This window comes from Paraburkholderia sp. SIMBA_054 (assembly GCF_046534875.1).
Classification (GTDB): domain Bacteria; phylum Pseudomonadota; class Gammaproteobacteria; order Burkholderiales; family Burkholderiaceae; genus Paraburkholderia; species Paraburkholderia hospita.
On sequence record NZ_JAWRXV010000017.1, the window covers coordinates 32245 to 55229 of the forward strand.

18 protein-coding genes are annotated in these 22985 nt (G+C 61.4%); 8 read left to right on the forward strand and 10 right to left on the reverse strand.

The features are described 5' to 3' along the window. Positions 1 to 2 precede the first annotated feature (2 nt). From SB822_RS21310 to SB822_RS21325, 4 genes are all read right to left on the reverse strand, one after another. Entirely contained in the window at positions 3 to 2066 is a 2064-nt protein-coding gene (locus SB822_RS21310) for an NADH:flavin oxidoreductase (RefSeq protein ID WP_007744911.1), read from the reverse strand. Between the two features lie 81 nt (positions 2067 to 2147). Beyond that, a complete protein-coding gene (locus SB822_RS21315; protein WP_007744913.1) occupies positions 2148 to 2693 on the reverse strand; it encodes a DUF5943 domain-containing protein in 546 nt (181 codons plus the stop codon). A 34-nt stretch (positions 2694 to 2727) separates the two neighbouring features. Then, entirely contained in the window at positions 2728 to 3699 is a 972-nt protein-coding gene (locus tag SB822_RS21320; protein ID WP_007744916.1) for a dipeptidase, read from the reverse strand. 43 nt (positions 3700 to 3742) lie between these two features. Next, positions 3743 to 5017, reverse strand: a complete 1275-nt coding sequence (locus SB822_RS21325) for a serine hydroxymethyltransferase (RefSeq protein WP_007744918.1) — start codon at positions 5015 to 5017, stop codon at positions 3743 to 3745. Between the two features lie 541 nt (positions 5018 to 5558). On the opposite strand from SB822_RS21325, the gene SB822_RS21330 reads away from it, so the two are divergent. Beyond that, entirely contained in the window at positions 5559 to 6578 is a 1020-nt protein-coding gene (locus SB822_RS21330) for a GlxA family transcriptional regulator (RefSeq protein ID WP_007744920.1), read from the forward strand. On the opposite strand, the gene SB822_RS21335 is transcribed toward SB822_RS21330, so the two are convergent. Then, positions 6562 to 6714 (reverse strand): hypothetical protein, encoded by a 153-nt coding sequence (locus tag SB822_RS21335; protein WP_158660539.1) that lies wholly within the window; start codon positions 6712 to 6714, stop codon positions 6562 to 6564. The genes SB822_RS21330 and SB822_RS21335 overlap by 17 nt on opposite strands. A gap of 824 nt (positions 6715 to 7538) precedes the next feature. Here SB822_RS21335 and SB822_RS21340 point away from each other — a divergent pair. Beyond that, entirely contained in the window at positions 7539 to 10124 is a 2586-nt protein-coding gene (locus SB822_RS21340; RefSeq protein WP_410855574.1) for an adenosylcobalamin-dependent ribonucleoside-diphosphate reductase, read from the forward strand. Positions 10125 to 10247: 123 nt separating this feature from the next. Next, positions 10248 to 10748 (forward strand): hypothetical protein, encoded by a 501-nt coding sequence (locus SB822_RS21345; RefSeq protein ID WP_410855575.1) that lies wholly within the window; start codon positions 10248 to 10250, stop codon positions 10746 to 10748. A gap of 141 nt (positions 10749 to 10889) precedes the next feature. Here the strand turns inward: SB822_RS21345 and fdhA are convergent, their stop codons facing one another. Continuing rightward, the gene (gene fdhA / locus SB822_RS21350; protein ID WP_007590102.1) at positions 10890 to 12089 is read right to left on the reverse strand and encodes a formaldehyde dehydrogenase, glutathione-independent; all 1200 of its coding nucleotides are present in this window, start codon (positions 12087 to 12089) and stop codon (positions 10890 to 10892) included. A 197-nt stretch (positions 12090 to 12286) separates the two neighbouring features. On the opposite strand from fdhA, the gene betI reads away from it, so the two are divergent. The 5 genes from betI to SB822_RS21375 all read left to right on the forward strand — a co-directional run bounded on the left by betI (position 12287) and on the right by SB822_RS21375 (position 18168). Continuing rightward, on the forward strand, positions 12287 to 12877 hold the full coding sequence (gene betI, locus SB822_RS21355) for a transcriptional regulator BetI (RefSeq protein WP_007590103.1): 591 nt from the start codon (positions 12287 to 12289) through the stop codon (positions 12875 to 12877). Between the two features lie 41 nt (positions 12878 to 12918). Beyond that, on the forward strand, positions 12919 to 14388 hold the full coding sequence (gene betB / locus SB822_RS21360) for a betaine-aldehyde dehydrogenase (RefSeq protein WP_410855576.1): 1470 nt from the start codon (positions 12919 to 12921) through the stop codon (positions 14386 to 14388). Positions 14389 to 14399: 11 nt separating this feature from the next. Continuing rightward, the gene (gene betA, locus SB822_RS21365; protein WP_410855577.1) at positions 14400 to 16118 is read left to right on the forward strand and encodes a choline dehydrogenase; all 1719 of its coding nucleotides are present in this window, start codon (positions 14400 to 14402) and stop codon (positions 16116 to 16118) included. A gap of 161 nt (positions 16119 to 16279) precedes the next feature. Next, entirely contained in the window at positions 16280 to 17695 is a 1416-nt protein-coding gene (locus SB822_RS21370; protein WP_410855578.1) for an MFS transporter, read from the forward strand. Between the two features lie 254 nt (positions 17696 to 17949). Then, positions 17950 to 18168: a hypothetical protein gene (locus SB822_RS21375; protein ID WP_086915863.1), complete on the forward strand. Its 219-nt coding sequence runs from the start codon at positions 17950 to 17952 to the stop codon at positions 18166 to 18168. Between the two features lie 6 nt (positions 18169 to 18174). Here the strand turns inward: SB822_RS21375 and SB822_RS21380 are convergent, their stop codons facing one another. The 4 genes from SB822_RS21380 to SB822_RS21395 form a co-directional block, all read right to left on the reverse strand. Beyond that, a complete protein-coding gene (locus SB822_RS21380; RefSeq protein WP_410855579.1) occupies positions 18175 to 19323 on the reverse strand; it encodes a metallophosphoesterase in 1149 nt (382 codons plus the stop codon). Positions 19324 to 19566: 243 nt separating this feature from the next. Continuing rightward, a complete protein-coding gene (locus SB822_RS21385) occupies positions 19567 to 20910 on the reverse strand; it encodes a sigma-54-dependent transcriptional regulator (RefSeq protein ID WP_410855580.1) in 1344 nt (447 codons plus the stop codon). 608 nt (positions 20911 to 21518) lie between these two features. Next, a complete protein-coding gene (locus SB822_RS21390) occupies positions 21519 to 21998 on the reverse strand; it encodes an OsmC family protein (protein ID WP_410855581.1) in 480 nt (159 codons plus the stop codon). Positions 21999 to 22026: 28 nt separating this feature from the next. Next, positions 22027 to 22959: a 2-hydroxyacid dehydrogenase gene (locus SB822_RS21395; RefSeq protein ID WP_410855582.1), complete on the reverse strand. Its 933-nt coding sequence runs from the start codon at positions 22957 to 22959 to the stop codon at positions 22027 to 22029. Between the last annotated feature and the right edge of the window lie 26 nt (positions 22960 to 22985).

Here is a 22985-nt window from a genome sequence, read left to right on the forward strand (position 1 = left end):
CATCAGAAGTCCTTGCAGAGACGCAGCGCGTCGTAGATCGCGCCGTGGATGTTATGCATCGAGATGCAGTCGCCGACACGGAACAGCAGGAAGCGTCCATTGCCGAGTTCTTCCGAAAGCGACGGTTGCGGTTCCGCTGCGAAGAGCTTGTGCACGTCCACCTGCCCGCGATTCACCGATTCGGACTTGAGCTTCCAGTACAGCGCGTCGTTTGGCGTGCTGCCGTTTTCGATGATGACCTGATCGACGACGCGCTCTTCCTGTTCTTCCGTGTACTCGTTGCGGATCACGGCGATCTTCCTGCCGTCCTCCTCGTATACACGGTCGAGCCAGTAGTTCGGCGTGTGGATCACGCCTTGCGCGTAGAGACGCCGATAGAAAATCGGGAACGTCGTGCCGCCGACGTCGTCGGCCACTTTCACGTCCGGCGTGACGATCTCGACCTTCGAGCCGCGGCTCGAAATAAAGTCGGCCACGCCCGCGCCTGCATGCGTGCTCACGCCGTCATAGACGAGCACGTTCTGCTTCGGCTCGACCTTGCCCGACAGAATGTCCCAGGAACTCACCGCGAGACCTTCTTCGACGCCCCATGCAGGCACTTGCTGCGTGAAGCTCGTGCCGCCCGTGGCGAGCACGATGATGTCGGGTTTCTCGGCGAGAATCATCTTCTCGTCGGCTTCGACGCCCAGACGCCGGTCGACACCGAGACGCTTCGTTTCCATGTCGAACCAGCGCACGATGCCCGCCATCTGCTCACGTTGCGGCGCTTTCGCGGCCAGCATGATCTGGCCGCCCACAGCATCGCTCTTCTCGAACAGCACGACATCGTGACCGCGCGAACGCGCAACGCGCGCCGCTTCCAGTCCCGCCGGACCCGCGCCGACCACGACCACCTTGCGGCGCGGTCCACGCGTTTTCTCGATCACATGCGGCATCGTCGCTTCGCGCGAGGTCGCCGCGTTCTGCACGCACAGCACATCGAGACCGTTGTACTGGCGATCGATACAGTAGTTCGCGCCGACGCACTGCTTGATCTCGTCCTCGCGGCCATCGCGGATCTTGATGACCATGTGCGGATCGGCGATCTGCGCGCGCGTCATGCCGACCAGATCGACCATGCCGCTCGCGAGCAGACGCTCCGCCTGGCCCGCATCGCGAATGCTTTGCGCGTGCATCACGGGCAGCTTCACGACCGACTTGATGCCCGCCGCGAGATGCACGAACGGCTCGGGCGGCAGCGCCATCGGCGGCATGCAGTTGGCGAGCGTGTTGTGCGTGTCCGCGCCCGAGCCGATCACGCCGACGTAATCGATCAAACCGCTTTCCGACATCGCTTGCGCGATTTCCTTCAACTGCTCGTGATCGAGGCCGTCTTCATGGAATTCGTCGCCGCACATGCGCAGGCCGACGCAGAAGTCCTTGCCGACCGCTTCGCGCACCGCCTGCAACACTTCGACGCCGAAACGCAGACGGTTTTCGAGCGAACCACCCCATTCGTCGGTACGGAAGTTCGTGCGCGGGCTCCAGAACTGATCGATCAGATGCTGGTGCGCGGCCGAAATTTCGATGCCGTCCATGCCCGCGTCCTTCACGCGCTTCGCAGCCGCCGCGAAGTCGCTGATGATGCGGCGGATTTCTTCCACTTCGATGATCTTCGCGTTGCCGCGGTGCACCGGCTCGCGCACGCCGGAAGGTGACATCAGGTGCGGCCAGTGCTCGCCATGAAACGCGGAGCGGCGGCCCATGTGCGTCGCCTGAATCATGATCTTCGCGCCGTGGCGATGCATCGCTTCAGCGAGACGCGACAGCGGGTCGATGATCTTGTCCGTCGACAGGTTGACGGACTTCCACCAGCCCTGCGGACTGTCGATCGACACCGGGCTCGACCCGCCGCACACGGCGAGGCCCACACCGCCCTTGGCCTTTTCCTCGTAATAGCGGATATAGCGGTCGCCGGGCAGACCGCCCGGTTCGGCATACACCTCGGCATGCGCGGTGCTGACAATGCGGTTGCGCAGCGTCAGCTGATTGAGCGTCAAGGGTTTGAACAGATTGGGGTAACGCATTGCGGGCGACCTCGAGCGGGTTCGATTCAGTCTCTTGTTTCAGTCACGCAGCCAGCGAGCCGCTGCGTGTCTGTACTTCTGTCATGCGGCAAGCGGGGATACTTCAAATACGCAGTGGTCGTGCTTGTGGTCGTGATGCTCGCCCGCGCACTGCGCTTCCTTCGACTGACTGCGCGGCGCCTTCTTGCCGCCTTCGGCCGTGTCGTTGACCCAGTCCATCGCGCCTGCGAACCAGCCGGCGAACATGTAGCAGAGCTTGCCGCTCTTCTCCGGCTGCTGCAGCACGAACGACGAATAGCGCAGTTCGATCTTCGCGTGCGCCGTCGCCGGGTCGGCTTCGATGATCTTGAACAGACCCCAGCCACGTTGCGACAGGCGGTTCAGGTAGTGCTCGAACACGGCCATGCCGCTGATGCCGTGCTGCTTCGCTTCCTTGTCGCACCAGTAGTACGCGGACTTGTAGCCGGCCTTGTAGAGAATCTCGGCATACGCTTCGACGCCGAGCGCTTCTTCTACGGCAGCGTGATTGTTCGTGAAGAAGTGACGCGGCACGTAGAGCATCGGCAGCGCGTCGGTGGTCCAGACACCCGTGTTCGGATCGACGTCGATGGGCAGTTGCGGTTGCATTGCAGGTTTCCTTTTTTCTCTCAGGTTTCGCTTATCAGACGTTCCAGACTTCGCCAAACACGCGCAGCCAGTTCTCGCCCATCACTTTCTTGATGCGCGATTCGCTCCAGCCGGCCTTTTCCATCGCAGCCGTCAGGTTCGGGAACTCGCCGATCGTGCGAATGCCTTCCGGGTTCACGACCTTGCCGAAGTTCGTCAGACGGCGATAGCGGCCCTTGTCGTGCGTAATCCAGTCGAAGAACTCGGTCGAGTAGCCTTGCGTGAAGTCGGTGCCGATGCCCACTTTGTCTTCGCCGATTACGTTGATTACGTAGTCGATCGCTTCGAGATAATCTTCGACAGTTGCATCCGGGCCACGCTTGAGGAACGGCGCGAACATCGTCACGCCGACGAAGCCGTTCGCGTCGGCGATCTCTTTCAGTTGCTCGTCGCTCTTGTTGCGCGGATGCTCCTTCAGACCCGACGGGCAGCAGTGCGAATACGTGACGGGCATCTTCGAGCAGGCGATTGCATCGGAAGACGTCTTCCCGCCGACATGCGACAGATCGACCATGATGCCGACGCGATTCATCTCCTGAATCACTTCGCGGCCATAGCCCGACAGACCGCCGTCCGCTTCATAGCAGCCGGTGCCGACCAGGTTCTGCGTGTTGTAGCAAAGCTGCACCACGTTCACGCCGAGTTCCTTGAATACTTCGATATAGCCGAGGTTGTCCTCGAACGCATACGAGTTCTGGAAGCCGAAGATGATGCCCGTCTTGTTCTCTTTCTTGGCGCGCAGAATGTCGTCCGTCGTGCGCACCAGCGTGAGGATTTCGCTGTACTCGCGGATCTGCTGCTTCATTTCCGCGATGTTGTCGATGGTCTTCTGGAAGTCTTCCCACACGGAGACCGTACAGTTGACTGCCGTGACGCCGCCCTTTCTCATGTCCTCGAACACCGAGCGGTCGAACTTCGAAATGTTCAGACCGTCGATAATGATGCTGCTGTCGTGCAGGTTGCTCATGTTTGACTCCGTAGCTGTGGGGCTTTCGCGTAGATAGAGCGGCTCAGTAGATCGGGAAGCGTTCGCACAGCGCGAAGATCTCGCGGCGCACGCGCTGTTCCGTTGCCGCGTCGCCATCGGGATGCGTGCGCAGCGCATCGAACACTTCGAGAATCAGGCGGCCGATATCGCGGAACTCCGCAACGCCGAAGCCGCGCGTCGTGCCCGCCGGCGTGCCGAGGCGAATGCCCGACGTGACCGTCGGCTTCTCCGTATCGAACGGAATGCCGTTCTTGTTGCACGTGATGCCCGCACGTTCGAGCGCCTGTTCGACCTGAGTGCCCTTCAGACCCTTCGGGCGCAAATCGACGAGCAGAAGGTGGTTGTCCGTGCCGCCAGTAACGAGATCGACGCCGCCTTCCTTCAGCACTTCGCCGAGCGCCTGCGCGTTCGCCAGCACGTTGTCGATGTAGGTCTTGAAGTTGTCTTCGAGTGCTTCGCCGAATGCGACGGCCTTGCCCGCGATCACATGCATCAGCGGACCGCCTTGCAGACCGGGGAACACCGCCGAGTTGATCTTCTTCGCAATGTCTTCGTCGTTGGTCAGTACGAAGCCGCCGCGCGGACCGCGCAGCGTCTTGTGCGTGGTCGACGTCACGACATGCGCGTGTTCGATCGGATTCGGATGACGGCCTGCCGCGATTACGCCTGCGATGTGCGCCATGTCGACCATCAGCTTCGCGCCGACGCTATCGGCGATCGCACGGAAGCGCGCGAAATCCAGCACGCGCGGATAAGCCGAGAAGCCCGCGATGATCATCGACGGCTTGTGCTCGTGCGCAAGCTTTTCGACCTGGTCGTAATCGATGCGCAAGGTTTCGCGATCCACACCGTACTGAACCGCGTTGAACCACTTGCCGGACAGCGCGGGTTTTGCGCCGTGCGTCAGGTGGCCGCCTGCATCGAGCGACATGCCGAGAATCGTGTCGCCCGGCTTTGCGAGCGCGAGCATCACGGCGCCATTGGCTTGCGCGCCCGAGTGCGGCTGCACGTTGGCAAAACCTGCGTTGAAGAGCTTCTTGATCCGTTCGATGGCGAGCGCTTCCACTTCATCGACGAACTCACAGCCGCCGTAGTAGCGTTTGCCGGGATAGCCTTCCGCGTACTTGTTCGTCAGCACCGAGCCTTGTGCTTCGAGCACAGCGCGCGACACGATGTTTTCCGATGCGATCAGCTCGACCTGCGACTGCTGGCGTTCGAGTTCCTTGAGCACCGACTTGCGTACGGCTGCGTCGCGCTCGGCGAGGGACTGCGAGAAGAATGGGTTGGCGTTCGACATGGCTTCCGTTCAGTTGACCTGGTTGATCTTCAGTGGACATTTAATGACTGAAAAGCGAAAAGCGAAAAGCGAGTGCGAGGCCAACTGTCAGATTCCGCGCTATCCCTTGACTGGACTGGCTTTGCACCACCTCCACCGACGACTCTATTCTTGTCTTTCGCCTGTCCGGTCAATTTATGATTTCAGACGCGTTCTTTGCCTTTTCCGCCATGCAAGTCCGTTTTGGACAAGTGATGGAAAGCGACCGGTCGTGCTTATCAGCAGTGTCAATGGAGTAAATTGATGTGTTTACGCCATGATGCATCGCAGCGCCCGGTTACTATTTGTTCGCGCAAACGGCACCGCTTGAGAGCGCGACAGGCTCGCAGACAGTGCGGGCATTGCACAGCGCCGGTGCGATCGCGCGAATGCACTGCCGCATCGAGGTTATCCAGCCAGGGTTTAGCCGTATGGCATGCTTGTTGCGCTCACTCGCAGAATAAGAAAGGCCGTCTCCCCACTCGGCCGTAACAGAACATCGAGCAGAAGGAACGCCCGAACCATGTCCCCCGATCGAACCGCGTCGTTGTCGCACTTCGCGTTCATGCCGCTGCCCAACTTCACGATGATCGCGTTCACGAATGCGATCGAGGTGCTGCGCATGGCCAACTATCTGAGCGGGCAAACGCTTTACCGCTGGTCCATCATCAGCCCGGACGGGGGCCCTGTCAGCGCGAGCAACGGTCTGTCTGTCGATACTGGCCCGGCCGATTGCGTGGGCACGCCCGATATCGTGTTCGTATGCGGCGGCACCGACGTGCAACGCGTGACCACGCCCGAGCATCTGTCGGCGCTGCGCCGCTTCGCGCGGGCGGGCGTCGCGCTGGGCAGCCTGTGCACGGGCACGTATGCGCTCGCCAAGTCGGGATTACTCGCGGGTTATGCGTGCGCGATTCACTGGGAGAACATGTCGGCGCTCAAGGAAGAGTTTCCTGACATTCGGTTCCTGAAAGAGCTTTTCGTCATCGATCGCGATCGCGTGACCTGCACGGGCGGGGTCGCGCCGCTCGACATGATGTTGAACCTGATTGCCGCGCGCGTCGGCACGCCGCGTGTCACGCAGATTGCCGAGCAGTTCATCGTCGAGCATGTGCGCGACAACAACGCGCAGCAACGGATGCCATTGGTGGCGCGGCTTGGGTCGGCGAACAAGTCGTTGTTCGAAGTCATTGCTTTGATGGAGAACAATATCGAAGAGCCGCTTTCGCGCGAGGAACTCGCGAGACTTGCGAATATGTCGCAACGGCAGTTGCAGCGGTTGTTCCGTGAGCATCTTGGGATGACGCCGACTCATTACTATCTGACTTTGCGGTTAAGGCGTGCGCGGGAGCTTTTGTTGCAGACTGATATGTCGATCATGCATATCACGATGGCTTGCGGGTTTCAGTCTGCCTGTCATTTTAGTAAGAGCTATCGGGATGCTTTTGGTACTGCTCCTACGCGGGAGCGGCGCAAGCAAGTCGCGCCTCTTGCGCATGCGGTGATTAGTAATTCGATTGGTGGGGTTACTGTGCATGCGTGATGGTTTTTTGATTGTCTGCGACGCTGGTTGGTTTGTTTAGGTTTTTGCTGGGATCCGCGTGGCGGTGTTTGCTGCGCAGGCGGTTGGGTTTTTTGGCCTTTGCGCTGGCATCCGCGATTTGTTTTGCCTGCTTCAAGCGTCGCCCCTGTGCGGGGCGGCACCTACTTTTCTTTGCCGCCGCAAAGAAAAGTAGGCAAAAGAAAGCGGCTCACACCGCCAGCACGTGTGTTTGCCTGAGGGCCCCCAAAGGGTCTTACGCTTCACACGGCAATCACGTGACCCATGTTCGCTGCCAACGCTCTTGCGGTGCGCCTCACCCGCTTCACGCACCCGCGCTTCACCATGCCGTGCCAGATATTCCTCCGCCGCCCAGGTGGCAAACTGTGTGTAGGCCGTAGTGCCTCGCACGCCTCACTTCGGACCGATAGCACGCGCATACCTCCATGTAAGAGCGCCAGGCTATACGACGCGACAACCTACACACAGTTTGCCACCTGGGCGGCGCAAACCATTCGCTGCCGCTTGCTCTTGTGCGGGTGCGTGAAGTGGGTGAGGCGTTCATTCGAAGCGTTGGCAACGAACACCAATCTGGGCACTGCCGTGTGAAGCGTAGGACCGGTTGAGGGCCCTCAGGCAACAATTAGCGCTGACGGTGTTAGCCGCTTTCTTTTGCCTACTTTTCTTTGCGGCGGCAAAGAAAAGTAGGTGCCGCCCCGCACAGGGGCGACGCTTGAAGCACGAAGGCAAAGCGCGGATGCCAGCTCAAACTCAAGCAAACCAAACCGCGTGCACAGCAATGCCAGCGAAAACACCCCAAAACCACCCCACTCCGCGAAAAACCAAAATCATTCACCCCACATCAAAAACCGTCCGTGTGCGGTTTGCACACCCCTGCGTAGTGAGATAAGGTGAACCCTCACAGCGACCGGGCGTCGCGCACCACTGCCTCTGAGGCTCCTCATGGCTGATACCGACAACGAACCGACGCAACTGCAGCAACTGCAACAACCACAACAACGACAACACCCAGACCAACGCAAAACCCCCATCGCGCCGCAGCAATTCTCCCTCGACGTCCTGCAAGAAAAATACGCCAAGGGCGACGAACAAACCGCCGACGACGTCTACCGCCGCGTCGCGCGCGGAGTCGCCATGGCCGAGCCCGAGGCCCTGCGCCCCGCAATCGAGGCGCGCTTCGTCGAGAACCTCCAGAACGGCGCACTCGGTGCAGGCCGCATCATGAGCGCCGCAGGCTCAGGCATCGCCGCGACGCTGATCAACTGCTTCGTGCAACCGGTCGGCGACAGTATTCAAGGCGTCGACGACCAGGGCTTGCCCGGCATCTACGTCGCGCTGCTGCAAGCCGCCGAAACCATGCGCCGCGGTGGCGGCGTCGGCTACAACTTCTCGGCAATCCGCCCGCACGGCGCGCGCGTAAAAACGACCAGCTCGTCAGCGTCTGGACCTTGCAGCTATATCGACGTATTCGACGCGTCCTGCCGAACCGTCGAAAGCGCCGGCTCCCGGCGCGGCGCGCAAATGGCCGTGCTCGACTGCACGCACCCCGATCTGCTCGAATTCATCGAGGCCAAGCATTCGAAAGGCCGCTGGAACAACTTCAACGTGTCCGTCGCCGTCAGCGACGAATTCATGCGCGCCGTCGAGAACGACGAGATGTGGCAACTCGTGCATCGCGCGGAACCGACGCCGGCCATGCGTACGGCCAACGACATGCATAAGCGCGACGACGGCATGTGGGTCTACAGCGAACGGCGCGCGAAAGAGATCTTCGATCGCATCATGCGCTCGACCTACGATATCGCAGAGCCTGGTATCGTATTCATCTCGCGTATGAACGACGACAACAACCTGCGCGCCGTCGAAACGATCCGCGCGACAAACCCATGCGGCGAGCAACCACTGCCGCCTTACGGCTGTTGCAATCTCGGTCCGCTGAACCTGACGCGCTTCGTGACCGATCCGTTCGCGCAGCGGCATGGCGGCACGCCGTCGTTCGACTGGGACGCGCTCGCGCAACGCACGCGCACCCACGTACGCTTTCTCGACGACGTGCTCGACGTGACGCTCTGGCCGCTGCCGCAGCAATACGATGAGTCGCGGGCGAAGCGCCGTATCGGCGTCGGCTTCACAGGACTCGGCGACACGCTCGTGATGATGGGACTGCGCTACAACTCGCAGGAAGGCCGCGATTTCGCGGTGCGCATCGCGCGATTGATGCGCGACGAAGCGTATCGCGCATCCGTCGAGCTCGCGCGCGAACGCGGCGCGTTTACGCTCTTCAACGCAAAGCAATATCTGGAAGAAGGCACGTTCGCGTCGCGCCTGCCCGATGACATCAAGGACGCCATCCGCACGCACGGCATTCGCAACAGCCATCTGCTCTCCATCGCGCCGACGGGCACGGTCAGCCTGGCGTTCGCGGACAACGCATCGAACGGTATCGAGCCGGCGTTCTCGTGGACGTACACGCGCATGAAGGTGATGGCGAACGGCAGCCGCGAGCAGTTCGCGGTCGAAGATCATGCGTACCGTCTTTATCGTGAGCTTGGCGGCGATGTCGCCCATCTGCCGGACTATTTCGTCAGCGCGCTCGAAATGTCCGCGCGCGATCATCTGGACATGATGGCGGCCGTGCAGCCGTATATCGACACGTCCATTTCGAAGACCGTCAACGTACCCGCCGACTATCCGTTCGACGCTTTCGAAACCCTCTATTTCGATGCATGGAAAAGCGGTCTGAAAGGTCTTGCGACGTATCGGCCGAACGAAACGCTCGGCGCGGTGCTCAGCGTGACGCAGGAACCCGCCGCCACGCCCGACGATGCCCTCGCGGAAATCGATCTCGATCCGCTGCGCGTCGCAATCGATCATCGACCAAGGGGGGAATTGCCCGCGATCATCGAGAAAGTGGAATACCTGACGGCCGCCGGCAAGAAGTCGCTGTATCTGGCCGCGTCGTTCATCGAGGTGACGGGACGCGTCGGCGGCGAGGAAGTGACGATCGAACGGCCCATCGAGTTCTTCATTCCCGCCGGTCAGCGCGACGAGTCGCAGCAATGGATCACCGCGACGATGCGCTCGCTGTCGCTTGCCGCGCGCGGCGGTTTTGTCGCGCGCAATTTGCAGGATCTGCGCAAGGTGTCGTGGGACCGAGGCCAGGTCAGGCTCGGTGAGGTGCAGCGGATCGACGGACACCATTCGCCGCGCTGGCACGATTCGGAAGTCGCCGCGCTCGCTTACGCGCTTCAGCAGATACTGCATCGGCGCGGCTTTCTCGATGCGGAAGGCAACCAGGTGCCCTCGCGTATGCTCGCACGCCTGCCGCTCGGGCATACGAATCCCAATGCGTCGACGGCAGATCACACACTCTCCGCAATCGAAGACGCAGCAGAGGAACAGCGCGGCGCTCAGGAATTGCGCACGATGCATGGCCGTAAATGCGGCAATTGCGGCGCAAATGCGGTGATCCGCAAGGATGGGTGCGATTTTTGCACGGCGTGTGGGGAAATTGGCGCGTGCGGATAATCGGCCGTATTTTTTACCTGCAATATAAAAAGAACTAAACCGGATTATCGATGCCTTAACCGGTGAGGGTTCTAATGGACCAGGGTGGCCGGTAGTGTGATTAGTTCCGTCTTCGGTTGGATCATGTCCGTGACGCACCGCAATCCAGCTCGCTGGATTGCCGGTGCGTTATTGCTTCTGATTAGCGGCACTTCATTCGCGAACGATCGCGTCCATGGAACGTCCGAAAGGGATTCCCCATTTATCCTGTTTTACTCATATCCCGTCATTGCGTCATCGCCGTATGCGCCACAACGTCATGTGCATCGCTACGTCATGAAGAACTCGATGCAACTGGCTAGTTCGGCTTATGGCCTGCCTGACAACCGTGGCATCGCGCCGGGCAAACAGCGGTTCCGCGTTGGACGCGCGCCGGGCAACCCTTATCTCGCCCCGCTCGACAGCCTTCAGGCCGGCCAGCCGCCAAACTTGCCCGTCTATGGTTTCGGCGTTCCGGCCGACCCGCAAAACGTTCCGCCCACGGCCGCCAGTGACGACGACTGGAGCTTCCGGGCAAATCCGCTTTTGAACCTCAATCATTCCCACGAAAGAGGCGCGACCTTCTCGATTCGGCACGACTTTTAACGGTCGGCCCTCGCACTCCCATTGCCTTGATGAACAAAAAAATGCTGCGTTCCTCGCGAAAGGAAACGCAGCATCGTCCACAACAGAAGACAGAGGAGACTTCGACCTGCTACCTGCCCAATGCGAACCCTCCAGTTCGCATCATGCAGCCTTCAGCAATCCATGCGGATCGAGCACGAACTTGCGCGGCGCGCCGCCATCGAACTGACGATAGCCATCGGGCGCGTTGTCCAGCGAAATAACCGACACATTGACGATATCCGCGATGGGAAGGCGGTCCCACAGAATCGCCTGCATCAGATTGCGGTTGTACTTCATCACGGGCGTCTGTCCCGTGTGGAACGAATGCGACTTCGCCCAGCCGAGGCCGAAGCGAATCGACAGACTGCCCTTCCTGGCCGCCGCATCGGCAGCGCCCGGATCGTCGGTGACGTAGAGGCCGGGAATGCCGATTGCGCCTGCGACCTTCGTGATGTCCATCAGCGAATTGAGCACCGTGGCAGGCGCTTCCTCGCGCGAGCCGTGGCTGCCGTGGCCGTGCGCCTCGAAGCCCACGCAGTCCACTGCGCAATCCACTTCCGGCTTGCCGAGAATCTGCGCGATCTGTTCGCCAAGCGTCGCGTCCTTCGACAGATTGACCGTTTCGAAGCCGACAGCCCGCGCATGCGCGAGTCGCTCTTCGTTCATGTCGCCGACGATCGTGCAGGCCGCGCCCAGCAAACGCGCCGACGCGGCGGCCGCCATGCCGACCGGGCCCGCGCCCGCGATATACACCGTCGACCCCGGCTTCACGCCCGCCATCACGGCTCCGTGATAACCCGTCGGCAGAATGTCGGAGAGACAGGTGAGGTCGCGAATCTTTTCCATCGCGCGGTCGCGGTCGGGAAACTTCAGCAGATTGAAGTCCGCATACGGCACCAGCACGTACTCGGCCTGGCCGCCGATCCAGCCGCCCATGTCCACGTAGCCATAAGCGCCGCCGGCACGCGACGGGTTCACGTTCAGGCACACGCCCGTGTGCTGCTCCTTGCACGTCTGACAGCGGCCGCATGCCACGTTGAACGGCACGGAGACCAGATCGCCGATTTTCAGCGTCTCGACGTCGCGGCCCACCTCGATCACTTCGCCCGTGATCTCGTGCCCTAAAACAAGGCCGACTTCAGCCGTCGTGCGGCCGCGCACCATATGCTGGTCTGAGCCGCAGATATTGGTCGACACCACTTTCAGGATCACGCCATGACCGATCGCGCGTCCGCGCGGATCGACCATCTTCGGGTAATCGATCGACTGCACTTCGACCTTGCCCTGCCCCAGATACACGACACCGCGATTGCTGCTCATCGTCTCGTCTCCATTTTCGTCTGAATGCGCAAATAGGCGCTGAGTCGAGGTTAGCCCCTTTGCCCCATCGGCCAGTGTTCAAAACCCGACACGCGTTTTCCCCAAACCGACAAAGCCGGTTTGCACGGTTTTTGTTGATTGAACGTTCAATAAAAAACCACTAGAGTGACGACTTTCGGAAGCGTTACGAGTCATCCATGCCCAAAGTCGGAATGCGCGAAGTGCGTCGCGCGCAACTGATCGACGCCACGCTGCTCACGATCGACCAGTCCGGTCTGTCGGGCACGACGCTCGCGTCCGTTGCGCAGCGCGCGAACATCTCTACGGGCATCGTCAGCCACTATTTCGGCGACAAGGACGGCCTGCTCGAAGCGACCATGCGCCATATCCTGCGCGACCTGTGGGCGGCCACGACGCGCCGCCGCATCGCTGCGAAGCCTCAGCCGCGCGCGCGTTTGCGCGCCGTCGTCGCAGCGAATTTCGACGTCTCGCAGGTCAGCGGCCCGGTAATGAAGACGTGGCTCGCGTTCTGGTCCGAAAGCATGCACGAGCCGTCCCTGCGCCGTCTGCAACGCGTGAACACACGGCGTCTCTATTCGAACCTCTGCGCGGAGTTTGCGAAGGAACTGCCGCGCGCGTCGGCACGGCGCGCCGCCAGCGGTCTTGCCGCGATGATCGACGGCTTGTGGCTGCGCGGCGCGCTGTCAGGCGATCCATTCGATACCAAAGCGGCGCTGCGCCTCGCGAACGACTACATCGATCTGCTGCTCGCGCAAAGCGGCTCATAACGCGCTGCACCACGAACACCCGCATTTCAAGGAGAAAACAGATGCCCGCCTACGGCCTGCAACGTCTCTACATCGGCGGCGAATATGTCGACGCCACGAGCGGCGTCACTTTCGACAGCTTCGATCCAGCCACGGGCGAACTGCTCGCACATGTCCAGCAAGCCAGCGAAGCCGATATCGACCGCGCCGTGCAATCGGCGCGGGAAGGCCAGCGCGCATGGGGCGCGATGACGGCCATGCAGCGTTCGCGTATCCTGCGCCGCGCCGTCGAGTTGCTGCGCGAGCGCAACGACGTGCTCGCCGAACTCGAAATGCGCGACACGGGCAAGCCGATTGCCGAAACCCGCGCCGTCGATATCGTCACGGGCGCCGACGTGATCGAGTACTACGCGGGCCTCGCGACAGCCATCGAAGGCCAGCAGATTCCGCTGCGCACGGAGTCGTTCGTCTATACGCGGCGCGAGCCGTTGGGCGTGACGGCGGGCATCGGCGCATGGAACTATCCGATCCAGATCGCGTGCTGGAAATCCGCGCCTGCGCTCGCTGCTGGCAACGCGATGATCTTCAAGCCGAGCGAAGTGACGCCGCTGTCCGCGTCGAAGCTCGCGGAAATCTACCTCGAAGCAGGCGTGCCGCCCGGCGTGTTCAACGTCGTTCAGGGCGACGGCCGCGTCGGCGCGATGCTGAGCGCCCATCCCGGCATCGCGAAGGTTTCGTTCACGGGCGGCGTCGAAACGGGCAAGAAGGTGATGTCGATGGCGGGCGGTTCGTCGCTGAAGGAAGTGACGATGGAACTCGGCGGCAAGTCGCCGCTGATCGTGTTCGACGACGCGGACCTCGACCGCGCCGCCGACATCGCCGTCACCGCCAACTTCTTCAGCGCGGGCCAGGTATGCACGAACGGCACACGTGTGTTCGTGCATCAATCGGTGCAACAGGCCTTCGAAGAACGCGTGATCGAGCGCGTGAAGCGCATTCGCATTGGCAAGCCGTCGGACCCGTCGACCAATTTCGGACCGCTCGCAAGCGCGGCGCAACTGGACAAGGTGCTCGGTTACATCGAAAGCGGAAAGAAGGAAGGCGCGCGGCTCGTAACAGGCGGCGCACGCCTCACCGACGGCGATTACGCTCGCGGACAGTACGTGCAACCGACCGTATTCTCCAATTGCCGCGACGACATGAAGATCGTGCGCGAGGAAATCTTCGGCCCTGTCATGAGCATCCTGGCCTTCGCGAACGAAGACGACGCGGTCGCGCGCGCGAACGACACGATCTACGGCCTCGCTGCAGGCGTCGTAACAGAGAGCCTGTCGCGCGCGCATCGCGTGATTCACCAGCTCGAAGCAGGCATCTGCTGGATCAACACATGGGGCGAGTCGCCCGCCGAAATGCCTGTGGGCGGCTACAAGCAATCGGGCGTGGGCCGCGAGAACGGCATCACGACACTCGAACATTACACGCGCATCAAGTCCATCCAGGTCGAACTGGGCAAATATCAGCCCGTGTTTTGAGGGAGCGCAGCATGGCAGCGAAAGAGTACGACTACATCATCATCGGCGCGGGTTCGGCGGGCAACGTACTCGCGACGCGCCTGACGGAAGACCGCGACGTGACCGTGCTGCTGCTCGAAGCGGGCGGCCCCGACTATCGCTTCGACTTTCGCACGCAGATGCCTGCCGCGCTTGCGTATCCGTTGCAGGGACGCCGCTACAACTGGGCCTATGAAACGGACCCCGAGCCGTTCATGAACAATCGCCGCATGGAATGCGGGCGCGGCAAGGGACTCGGCGGCTCGTCGCTGATCAACGGCATGTGCTATATCCGCGGCAACGCACTCGACTATGACGGCTGGGCCGTACGAAAAGGCCTTGAAAACTGGGCTTATCTGGATTGCCTGCCGTACTTCCGCAAGGCCGAGACGCGTGATATCGGCGCGAACGATTATCACGGCGGCGATGGCCCCGTGCATGTAACGACCAGCAAACCGGGCGTGAATCCCCTCTTCGAAGCGATGGTCGAAGCGGGCGTGCAGGCGGGCTATCCGCGTACCGACGACCTCAACGGCTATCAGCAGGAAGGCTTCGGTCCGATGGACCGCACGGTGACGGCGAACGGCCGCCGCGCGAGCACCGCGCGTGGCTATCTGGATCAGGCAAAGCAACGGCCCAACCTCACGATCGTCACGCACGCGACCACCGACCGCATTCTCTTTAGCGGCAAGCGCGCGCAAGGCGTGGTGTATCTGGACGGCGACGCGCGCATTACCGTGCATGCGCGCCGAGAAGTGTTGCTGTGCGGCGGCGCAATTGCATCGCCGCAAATCCTGCAACGCTCGGGCGTCGGGCCCGGCGCATGGCTGCGCGAGTTCGACATTCCCGTCGTGCTCGATCTGCCCGGTGTCGGCCAGAACCTGCAGGATCATCTCGAGATGTACATGCAGTACGAGTGCAAGGAACCCGTGTCGCTCTACCCTGCACTGCTGCTGCGCAATCAGCCCGCCATCGGCATCGAATGGATGCTGAAAGGCACGGGCATCGGCGCGAGCAATCATTTCGAAGCAGGCGGCTTCATCCGCACCCGCGACGACGACCCGTGGCCGAACATCCAGTATCACTTCCTGCCCGTGGCGATCAACTATAACGGCACCAATGCGATCAAGATGCACGGCCTTCAGGCGCACGTCGGCTCGATGCGCTCGCCGAGCCGTGGACGCGTCAAGCTGCGTTCGCGCGATCCGCACGCGCATCCGTCGATTCTCTTCAACTACATGTCCGAAGCGCTCGACTGGCGCGAATTCCGCGACGCGATCCGCGTGACCCGCGAGATCATTGCGCAGCCGGCGCTCGACCGCTTCCGTGGACGCGAACTGAGTCCCGGCGCTGAATTGCAGACGGACGCGCAGATCGATGCGTTCGTGCGCGCGCGTGCCGAGACGGCCTTTCATCCGTCGTGCTCGTGCGCGATGGGTTACGACGACATGGCCGTCGTCGATGGCGAAGGACGCGTGCATGGTCTCGAAGGACTGCGCGTAGTCGACGCCTCGATCATGCCGCGCATCACGACGGGCAACCTGAATGCGCCGACCATCATGCTCGCGGAGAAAATCGCGGACCGCATTCGCGGGCGAGATCCGCTCGCGCGCTCCAACGCGCCCTACTATGTGGCGAACGGCGCACCGGCACGCGGCGCAAAGAATGTTGCGCGCGCACCGGCACGGAGCGTGGCCGCGCATACGCAATGAGTGAACGTGTGTGTCATTACAAATGGCGCACACATTCCATTCCAATGCCGAATCTGTTCTATATGACGGATTAATGGCGGCATCTACTGGAACGAGCCGGCCCTCGAAGCAAGCTGCTTCGCTGGACCACCGGCCTCTTCCAACCTCCACCCGAGGATGACATGCCGACCACCGCACGACCCAGCGCCGCCGCGCGTCTCGAACGCCTGCCGTTTTCCGGCTATCACCGTACTATCTTCCTCATCATCGCGATTGCGTTCTTCTTCGATTCCGTCGATCTCGGCACGATGACCTTCGTGCTGGGCTCGATCAAGACCGAGTTCGGTTTGTCGAGCGCAATGGCGGGACTCGTCGCGAGCGCGAGCTTCTTCGGCATGGTGCTCGGCGCGGCCGTCGCGGGACTGTTCGCGGATCGCTTCGGACGACGCCCGGTCTTTCAGTGGAGCATGGTGCTGTGGGGCGTCGCGTCGTATCTGTGTTCGACGGCGCAAAGCGTCGATGCGCTGATCGTCTATCGCGTGCTGCTCGGCATCGGCATGGGCATGGAGTTTCCGATCGCGCAAACGCTGCTGTCCGAATTCGTGCCGACGGCTTCGCGCGGACGGCTCGTTGCGCTGATGGACGGCTTCTGGCCGCTCGGCTTCATCACGGCGGGCTGCGTGTCGTTCTTCGTGCTGCCGCATTTCGGCTGGCGCACCGTGTTCGCATTGCTCGCGATTCCCGCCGTGTTCGTCCTGATCGTGCGGCGCATCGTCCCCGAATCGCCGCGCTGGCTCGAACATCGCGGACGTCTTGCCCAGGCCGACACCGTGCTCGGCCAGATCGAAGCGAAGGTAATGAAGTCCAAAGGACTGCGTTCGCTGCCCGCACCGTCGACGCTCGCCGATCAGGCCGCGCCTTCGAAGCACGGCGCGTTCCGTGAGATCTGGAGCGCGGCCTACCGCAACCGCACGATCATGGTATGGACGCTGTGGTTCTTCGCGCTGCTCGGCTTCTATGGCCTGACGTCGTGGCTCGGTGCATTGATGCAGCAGGCAGGCTTCGCCGTCACGAAGTCGGTGCTCTACACCGTGCTCATTTCGCTTGGCGGCGTGCCGGGCTTTCTGTGTGCCGCGTGGCTCGTCGAACGATGGGGGCGTAAGCCGACGTGTATTGCGTCGCTGGTCGGCGGCGGCGTGATGGCCTATGCATACGGCCAGACGGCATTGCACGCGGACAGCGTGACGCTGCTGATCTGCACCGGCCTCGCGATGCAGTTCTTCCTGTTCGGCATGTGGGCCGTGCTCTACACGTACACGCCCGAACTCTACGGCACGGGTGCACGAGCAACGGGGTCCGGCTTTGCATCGGCGATAGGGCGTGTCGGCTCGCTGATCGGCCCCTATGCGGTCGGCGTGGTGCTGCCCATCTTCGGACAAGGTGGTGTGTTCACGCTCGGCGCACTGTCGTTCGGCGTCGCGGCGTTGGCCGTGTGGGTGATGGGTATTGAAACGAAAGGTCTGTCGCTCGAAACGCTGGTGTCGCATGTCGATGACGAAGCGCCTGCCTGGCGCGTCGCAGCCGACGACGCTCGCTAGCGCCGCGCAAGCAAGCGCGTGTGCTTTCCAGATGCTGTTACGGGCTTACCCGTGCGTAAGCCTGTTACACGCTCATCGTCGATTTATCGCCGCGCCATTCGCGCATGCCTCGCATGCGCGGGACTAGCCGCTGCCTTTCGCCACCGTCAAACACGTAACCGCGTAACGTGATGAAACACACCCGTAGTCAAACTGTCGTGTCATCCGACTAGCATGTCCGGACTGCTCGCTCACTTGTCCACGGAGGTGTCCTGATGTTGAGCCCTCACGAACTGGCGACGCTCATGCTGTTGAATGGCAATGAACGCCGTATCGAATCGCTCGACCCGGATGTACTTGCATTACGCCACTACGAACTCGTCGAAGTGCACGAGCTTCGCGGCGGCAGTGCCGCACTGCAGATCAGCGCGCGTGGACGCGATCTGCTCAGACGGCTTGGAATGGATACGGCGCGTCACGCGCTGCCGAATTGAATGCCGCTATCGCCGACGCGTGGCGACGGTTTTCGCGCCCTGTTGCAACTCGCTCACCATGCTGTGCATGCTCATGCGTACAGTGATGTGCATGCCGTTCGACACGAACGGCGTCAACGGTTCAGGCGCGGGTCTGGATTCGGGCGCGAGACGTGGCGCTTCGTTTTGCAGGTCGTCACGACGCGCCGCCGTTGCAGAGGGAATGTCCGACGGTGCAGGATGTTCCGCTAGCGCGACGTCATGCTCGCTTGCGGCCACGTCAGCGCTTGCAATCCCCACTTTCACCACAGGCGCTTGTGCGCTCACGGCACTGTTCGCCATAACCGGCTCGCGCCAACCCGGCTCGTCCGCGGCAACAGAAGAACGCGGCGACACGTCGATCCACTTCGGCAGGTCGGCAAGATCCATGATCGTGAGCTTGCCGCCATAGACAGCGCCCGTATCGATGTTGATCACGTTGTCCTTCGCGGTGACGGCCGTTACGGGCGTATGGCCGACGATCACGGCCGTCACGTTCTCGATCCGCCCTACCACATGCGCCTCTCCGCGCACACTGTGCCTTGCCTTGTCCAGCAGGCTGCGCAACGTGTTGCGCGACGGCGAAGGATGCGGCTGATGCGCCTTCCAGCGCGTGCGCGACCAGATTGCCTTGCGGCGCGTCTTGCCGTCCGCCCGTTCTCTTTCGATATCGGCAACCAGCCGGTTCCAGTCCGAAACGGGGGAATCCGCATGCACGATGCCGACCAGCCCGTGCTCGGTTTCGATCTCGATCAGATAGGGCAGCGACGCCATGTAAGCGGCGATCGCCTTGACCCAGTCCCGGTCATCGGCTCTGTCGAGCAGCCAGTCGGCGCCGTTGCCCAGCAGCGAAAGCGCCTGCTCCTCGCCGGCATGCCAGCGCACGATCACGTCTTCGTGATTGCCCTTTACCGATTTGATCCCGAACTGCTCGACGGTCTCCAGCACCCTATCCGATTGCGGCCCACGATCGACGAGATCGCCGACGGCGAACAGCCGGTCGCGCTGCGGGTCGAAGTGGCGTGCCTCCAGCTCCGTGCGCAACTGCGCGAAGCAGCCGTGCAGATCGCCCACGACGAAGTCACGTCCCGAGTCGTTACGCGGATAGCGGTGAACGGCGCGATAGGGCTCTTTCATGGGTCAGGGAAGGTTCCGGAAATACCACATACCACATAGGACGGAATAAAAAAATCCGTAAAAAATAGCCAATAACGAAGCGAAAATAATCAGGGTAGGTACGCTTGAAAAGTGCGCCGCGACGTTGACGGCAAGCATAGCGCGCAGATATGTGACAAGGTGCTACACAAAAAAGGTTTGTGTAACTGTTCGTGAAGCGCATTGCGGTTATCGCCTGTTTGCAGGCGAGCGCCTTTCCGGCGCTTAGGCGGAATCCATCCGCAACTCGCCCGGGGTCGCCACCGACCGCCGGGAGTCCGAGGCCAGCATGCGCGCGAGCAACACCCTGGAAATGTGCAGCTCCGTCGCGGCGGCATCGAGCCGGCCCTGATTTCGCGCGATGGCCAGTTCGACGGCATCCCACTCGGGAATGTCGTCGTCATCGTCGGACGCGCTCATCATCGGTACGCTCGCGGTCTGATCGAAACCCAGATCGACGGCTGTGATCAGCGTGCCATTGCTGGCAACGATCGCATGGCGGATGCGATTGATCATTTCCTGCAGATTGCCGGGCCAGGTGTGCGCGTCGAAGGCTTCCCACGCGCACACGGAAAAACCTTGCACCCCATGGCGGGAATCGGAGCGAAAGCTCTTCAGCAGATGCGTGGCGAGCAAGCGGATATCGGGGCCGCGTTCGCGCAGCGGCGGAATCGTGATCGTGTCGGGTGAAAGCCGCGAGAAAAGACGCGCGTGCAGACGATGTTCGTCTGCAGCGCGCTGCAAGTCGATATGTGTCGAGCAGATGATGCGCACATTGCGCGCCCCCGTATCGAGCATGTCCGCGAGACGCTGCTGTCCCGACAGCGGCAGTTCGCAGATACCATCGATATACAGTGAGCCGCCCTCCGCCATGCTGAGGCGCGAACGCTGATTGCCCTCTTCGACTCTGATCTCCTCGTCGCCCGATTCCCCGAACAATTCCGTTTCCACGCGTTCCGGCGCGAAGGCTGCACAATCGATCGACACGAACGGCCCTTGGCGGCGCGACGAACCCCGATGGATCGACGACGCCACCAGCGTCTTGCCACTCCCCGATTCACCGATGAACGTCACAGGCCGTTCATGTTCCGACGCTTTGCGTATTGCCGCACGCACGTCGCTCATCGCCGCGCATGCGCCGATCAGCGCGACCGATCCCGCGTTCGCGCTCGTATGTTCGCTCCCGTCGCCCGCTGACATCTCGTACGCACGATCGAGTTCCTGAGCAACCATCTCTGCCGCCGCGGGCAAGCGGATATAACTCACGCAGCGCGTGCGCACGATCCGTCCGATTTCCGGATCATTGAGATGCGCGTTGGTGACGACAGCCACCCAGCTGATCGCCGCGCTGGTTCGCGTAAGTTCGTCGACTTCATTCAGATCGGCGGGAATGCTCAACGACGGAAATTCGATCAGACCCGCGGCGCGATCATTGGCGAGCAATGCGGCGCCCTGGCGTTCACGGATATCGATGCAACGAATGCGCCATTGCAGCGACGGAAGATTGCCGTCGAGACATGCACGCTCAGGGTTGCATACGTGATAGAGCCTTTTCAGATTCAGGTTCATGATGTGATCGGTTGACCCGCCTCGAATTGATCGAACAAGTACCGACTGCTTCACGCCCCCCGTACAACGGCCGCGATCGGTTACTCAAAAAGTTAATGGAATCATGGTCTCGTCAATATCGCGGGTTGTTACTGTTTGAAAACGTCTATGTGCAACGGCAGGTTGGCGATTGCGTGTGCGTGACGACGGCAGTCATGGCGCGAGGCGCGCTGTAGACGACGTGAGAAGAAGGAAGGCGCGGTACTCGTGCGCCATTTCGCCCGTTACGTGAGTAACGATCCTTTACATTCATCGAGAGTGACTGTGGCGATCTGAACACACCGGTAATTTGTCTCGTTTTGAATGCCGAACTTGTTCCTTATTAGCATTCTGAATAGCGACAAAAATACCGTGTCGGCCGATCCGCGAGTCGAATGAACCGGTAATCGTGAATTACACCTGGCGAAAAGCGACATGCTTACCGGCAGTGTCGCGAAACGAGGCCGTGCATCATAAAGCGCAATGCTTAAGGCGCGCTGATGCGAATCATCTGGCCTCGCCGATATGAAAGAAACAAGTCAAGCTTGCTACACAGACATATGTGTTTAGCTATTGCGCTTGAACGCAAATCAAACCTGTTCGAAGCTCCAACTCCCTTCAACATCGATCACCGTCTTCACCGAATTGGCGAGAAAACACGCGTCGTGCGCGAGATAATGCAGATGTGCGAGCGCTTCATCGCTCGGTGCTTTCGCGCCCGCAAACGCAACGGCCGGTTTCAGCACGACACGCGTGATCACTTCCTTACCCGCATCGTTCTTCGCCATCGTGCCCTCGGCTTCGTCGCGATACGACGTGACGACATAACCTTGCTCCGCGGCAATCGACAGAAACCACAGCATATGGCAACTCGACAGCGCCGCGACATACGCCTCTTCAGGATCGACGCCCGCCGGATCGGAGAACGGCACGCGCACGACATGCGGCGAACTCGATGCAGGCACCACTGCGCCGCCGTCGAACGTCCATTGATGCGCGCGGCTATAACGGTTGTCGGTGAACTTGCTGCCGTTGCTGCTCCATTCGATGAGTGCCGTATGCTTTGCCATGCGCGAAAGATCCTCGTGATGTGAACGATCAGATGGGTGTCAACACGTCTTCGCCCGCGAAGTGGCGCGTCGCGTTAGTGACGAAGTTATCGACGGAAGCCGTGATCGCTTCCGGCGACGTGCCCGCCACATGCGGGGTGAGCACGACGTTCGTCAGATCCACCAGCGCCTGCGGTGGCTGCGGCTCACCTTCGTACACGTCGAGGCCCGCGCCCGCTATCACGCCGTTCGCGAGCGCATGCGAAAGCGCGGCCGTATCGACGACGCTGCCGCGCGACACGTTCACCAGAAAACCCTTCGGCCCCAGTGCTTCGAGCACGGCGCGATCGATCAGATGTTGGGTAGCCGGACCGCCCGGCGTTGCAACGACGAGATAGTCGCTCCAGCGCGCGAGTTCGTGCAGGTTGTCGATGTAGCGCAATGCCGCGCCGTCGCGCGGCTTGCGGTTGTGATACGCAACGTCGATATCGAAGCCGGCCGCACGCCGCGCAACCTTCAGCCCGATATTGCCGAGGCCCACGATGCCAAGCCGCTTGCCCGACACGGACGGCCGCATCGGCAATGCGTCGCGCCAGATGCCTTCGCGGGTCGCGCGGTCGCGTTGCGGCACGTCGCGCACGACGGCTAGCAGCAAGGCCAATGCGTGATCGGCGACGCAATCGTCGTTCGTGCCTGCGCCGTTCGCGAGCCCGATGCCGCGTGCTTTTGCATGCGTAGTCGCGATGTTTTCATAGCCCGCGCCAAGCGCACTGACGAATTCGAGCGCAGGCATCTGGTCCATTTCATCGGCCGTGAGACCGGTCGTGCCGTTGGTCAATACGGCGCGAATCGCCGCGCCTTCTTTCGCGATGGATTGAACGCGTGCTTCATGTGTGGGGGCGTAATGAATATCGAAGGATGCTGAAATGCGCGCGCGACTGTCGTCGCCAAGTGGAATCAGGATGAGCAGGGAAGGTTTCATGACTCGACGCAAGCGAAGGATGAGAA

Excerpts from the sequence above, each read along its gene's own strand:
- SB822_RS21310 (WP_007744911.1), bottom strand. The coding sequence starts at position 2,066 with ATGCGTTACCCCAATCTGTTCAAACCCTTGACGCTCAATCAGCTGACG.
- SB822_RS21315 (WP_007744913.1), bottom strand. The coding sequence starts at position 2,693 with ATGCAACCGCAACTGCCCATCGACGTCGATCCGAACACGGGTGTCTGG.
- SB822_RS21320 (WP_007744916.1), bottom strand. The coding sequence starts at position 3,699 with ATGAGCAACCTGCACGACAGCAGCATCATTATCGACGGTCTGAACATT.
- SB822_RS21325 (WP_007744918.1), bottom strand. The coding sequence starts at position 5,017 with ATGTCGAACGCCAACCCATTCTTCTCGCAGTCCCTCGCCGAGCGCGAC.
- SB822_RS21330 (WP_007744920.1), top strand. The coding sequence starts at position 5,559 with ATGTCCCCCGATCGAACCGCGTCGTTGTCGCACTTCGCGTTCATGCCG.
- SB822_RS21340 (WP_410855574.1), top strand. The coding sequence starts at position 7,539 with ATGGCTGATACCGACAACGAACCGACGCAACTGCAGCAACTGCAACAA.
- SB822_RS21345 (WP_410855575.1), top strand. The coding sequence starts at position 10,248 with ATGTCCGTGACGCACCGCAATCCAGCTCGCTGGATTGCCGGTGCGTTA.
- fdhA (WP_007590102.1), bottom strand. The coding sequence starts at position 12,089 with ATGAGCAGCAATCGCGGTGTCGTGTATCTGGGGCAGGGCAAGGTCGAA.
- betI (WP_007590103.1), top strand. The coding sequence starts at position 12,287 with ATGCCCAAAGTCGGAATGCGCGAAGTGCGTCGCGCGCAACTGATCGAC.
- betB (WP_410855576.1), top strand. The coding sequence starts at position 12,919 with ATGCCCGCCTACGGCCTGCAACGTCTCTACATCGGCGGCGAATATGTC.
- betA (WP_410855577.1), top strand. The coding sequence starts at position 14,400 with ATGGCAGCGAAAGAGTACGACTACATCATCATCGGCGCGGGTTCGGCG.
- SB822_RS21370 (WP_410855578.1), top strand. The coding sequence starts at position 16,280 with ATGCCGACCACCGCACGACCCAGCGCCGCCGCGCGTCTCGAACGCCTG.
- SB822_RS21375 (WP_086915863.1), top strand. The coding sequence starts at position 17,950 with ATGTTGAGCCCTCACGAACTGGCGACGCTCATGCTGTTGAATGGCAAT.
- SB822_RS21380 (WP_410855579.1), bottom strand. The coding sequence starts at position 19,323 with ATGAAAGAGCCCTATCGCGCCGTTCACCGCTATCCGCGTAACGACTCG.
- SB822_RS21385 (WP_410855580.1), bottom strand. The coding sequence starts at position 20,910 with ATGAACCTGAATCTGAAAAGGCTCTATCACGTATGCAACCCTGAGCGT.
- SB822_RS21390 (WP_410855581.1), bottom strand. The coding sequence starts at position 21,998 with ATGGCAAAGCATACGGCACTCATCGAATGGAGCAGCAACGGCAGCAAG.
- SB822_RS21395 (WP_410855582.1), bottom strand. The coding sequence starts at position 22,959 with ATGAAACCTTCCCTGCTCATCCTGATTCCACTTGGCGACGACAGTCGC.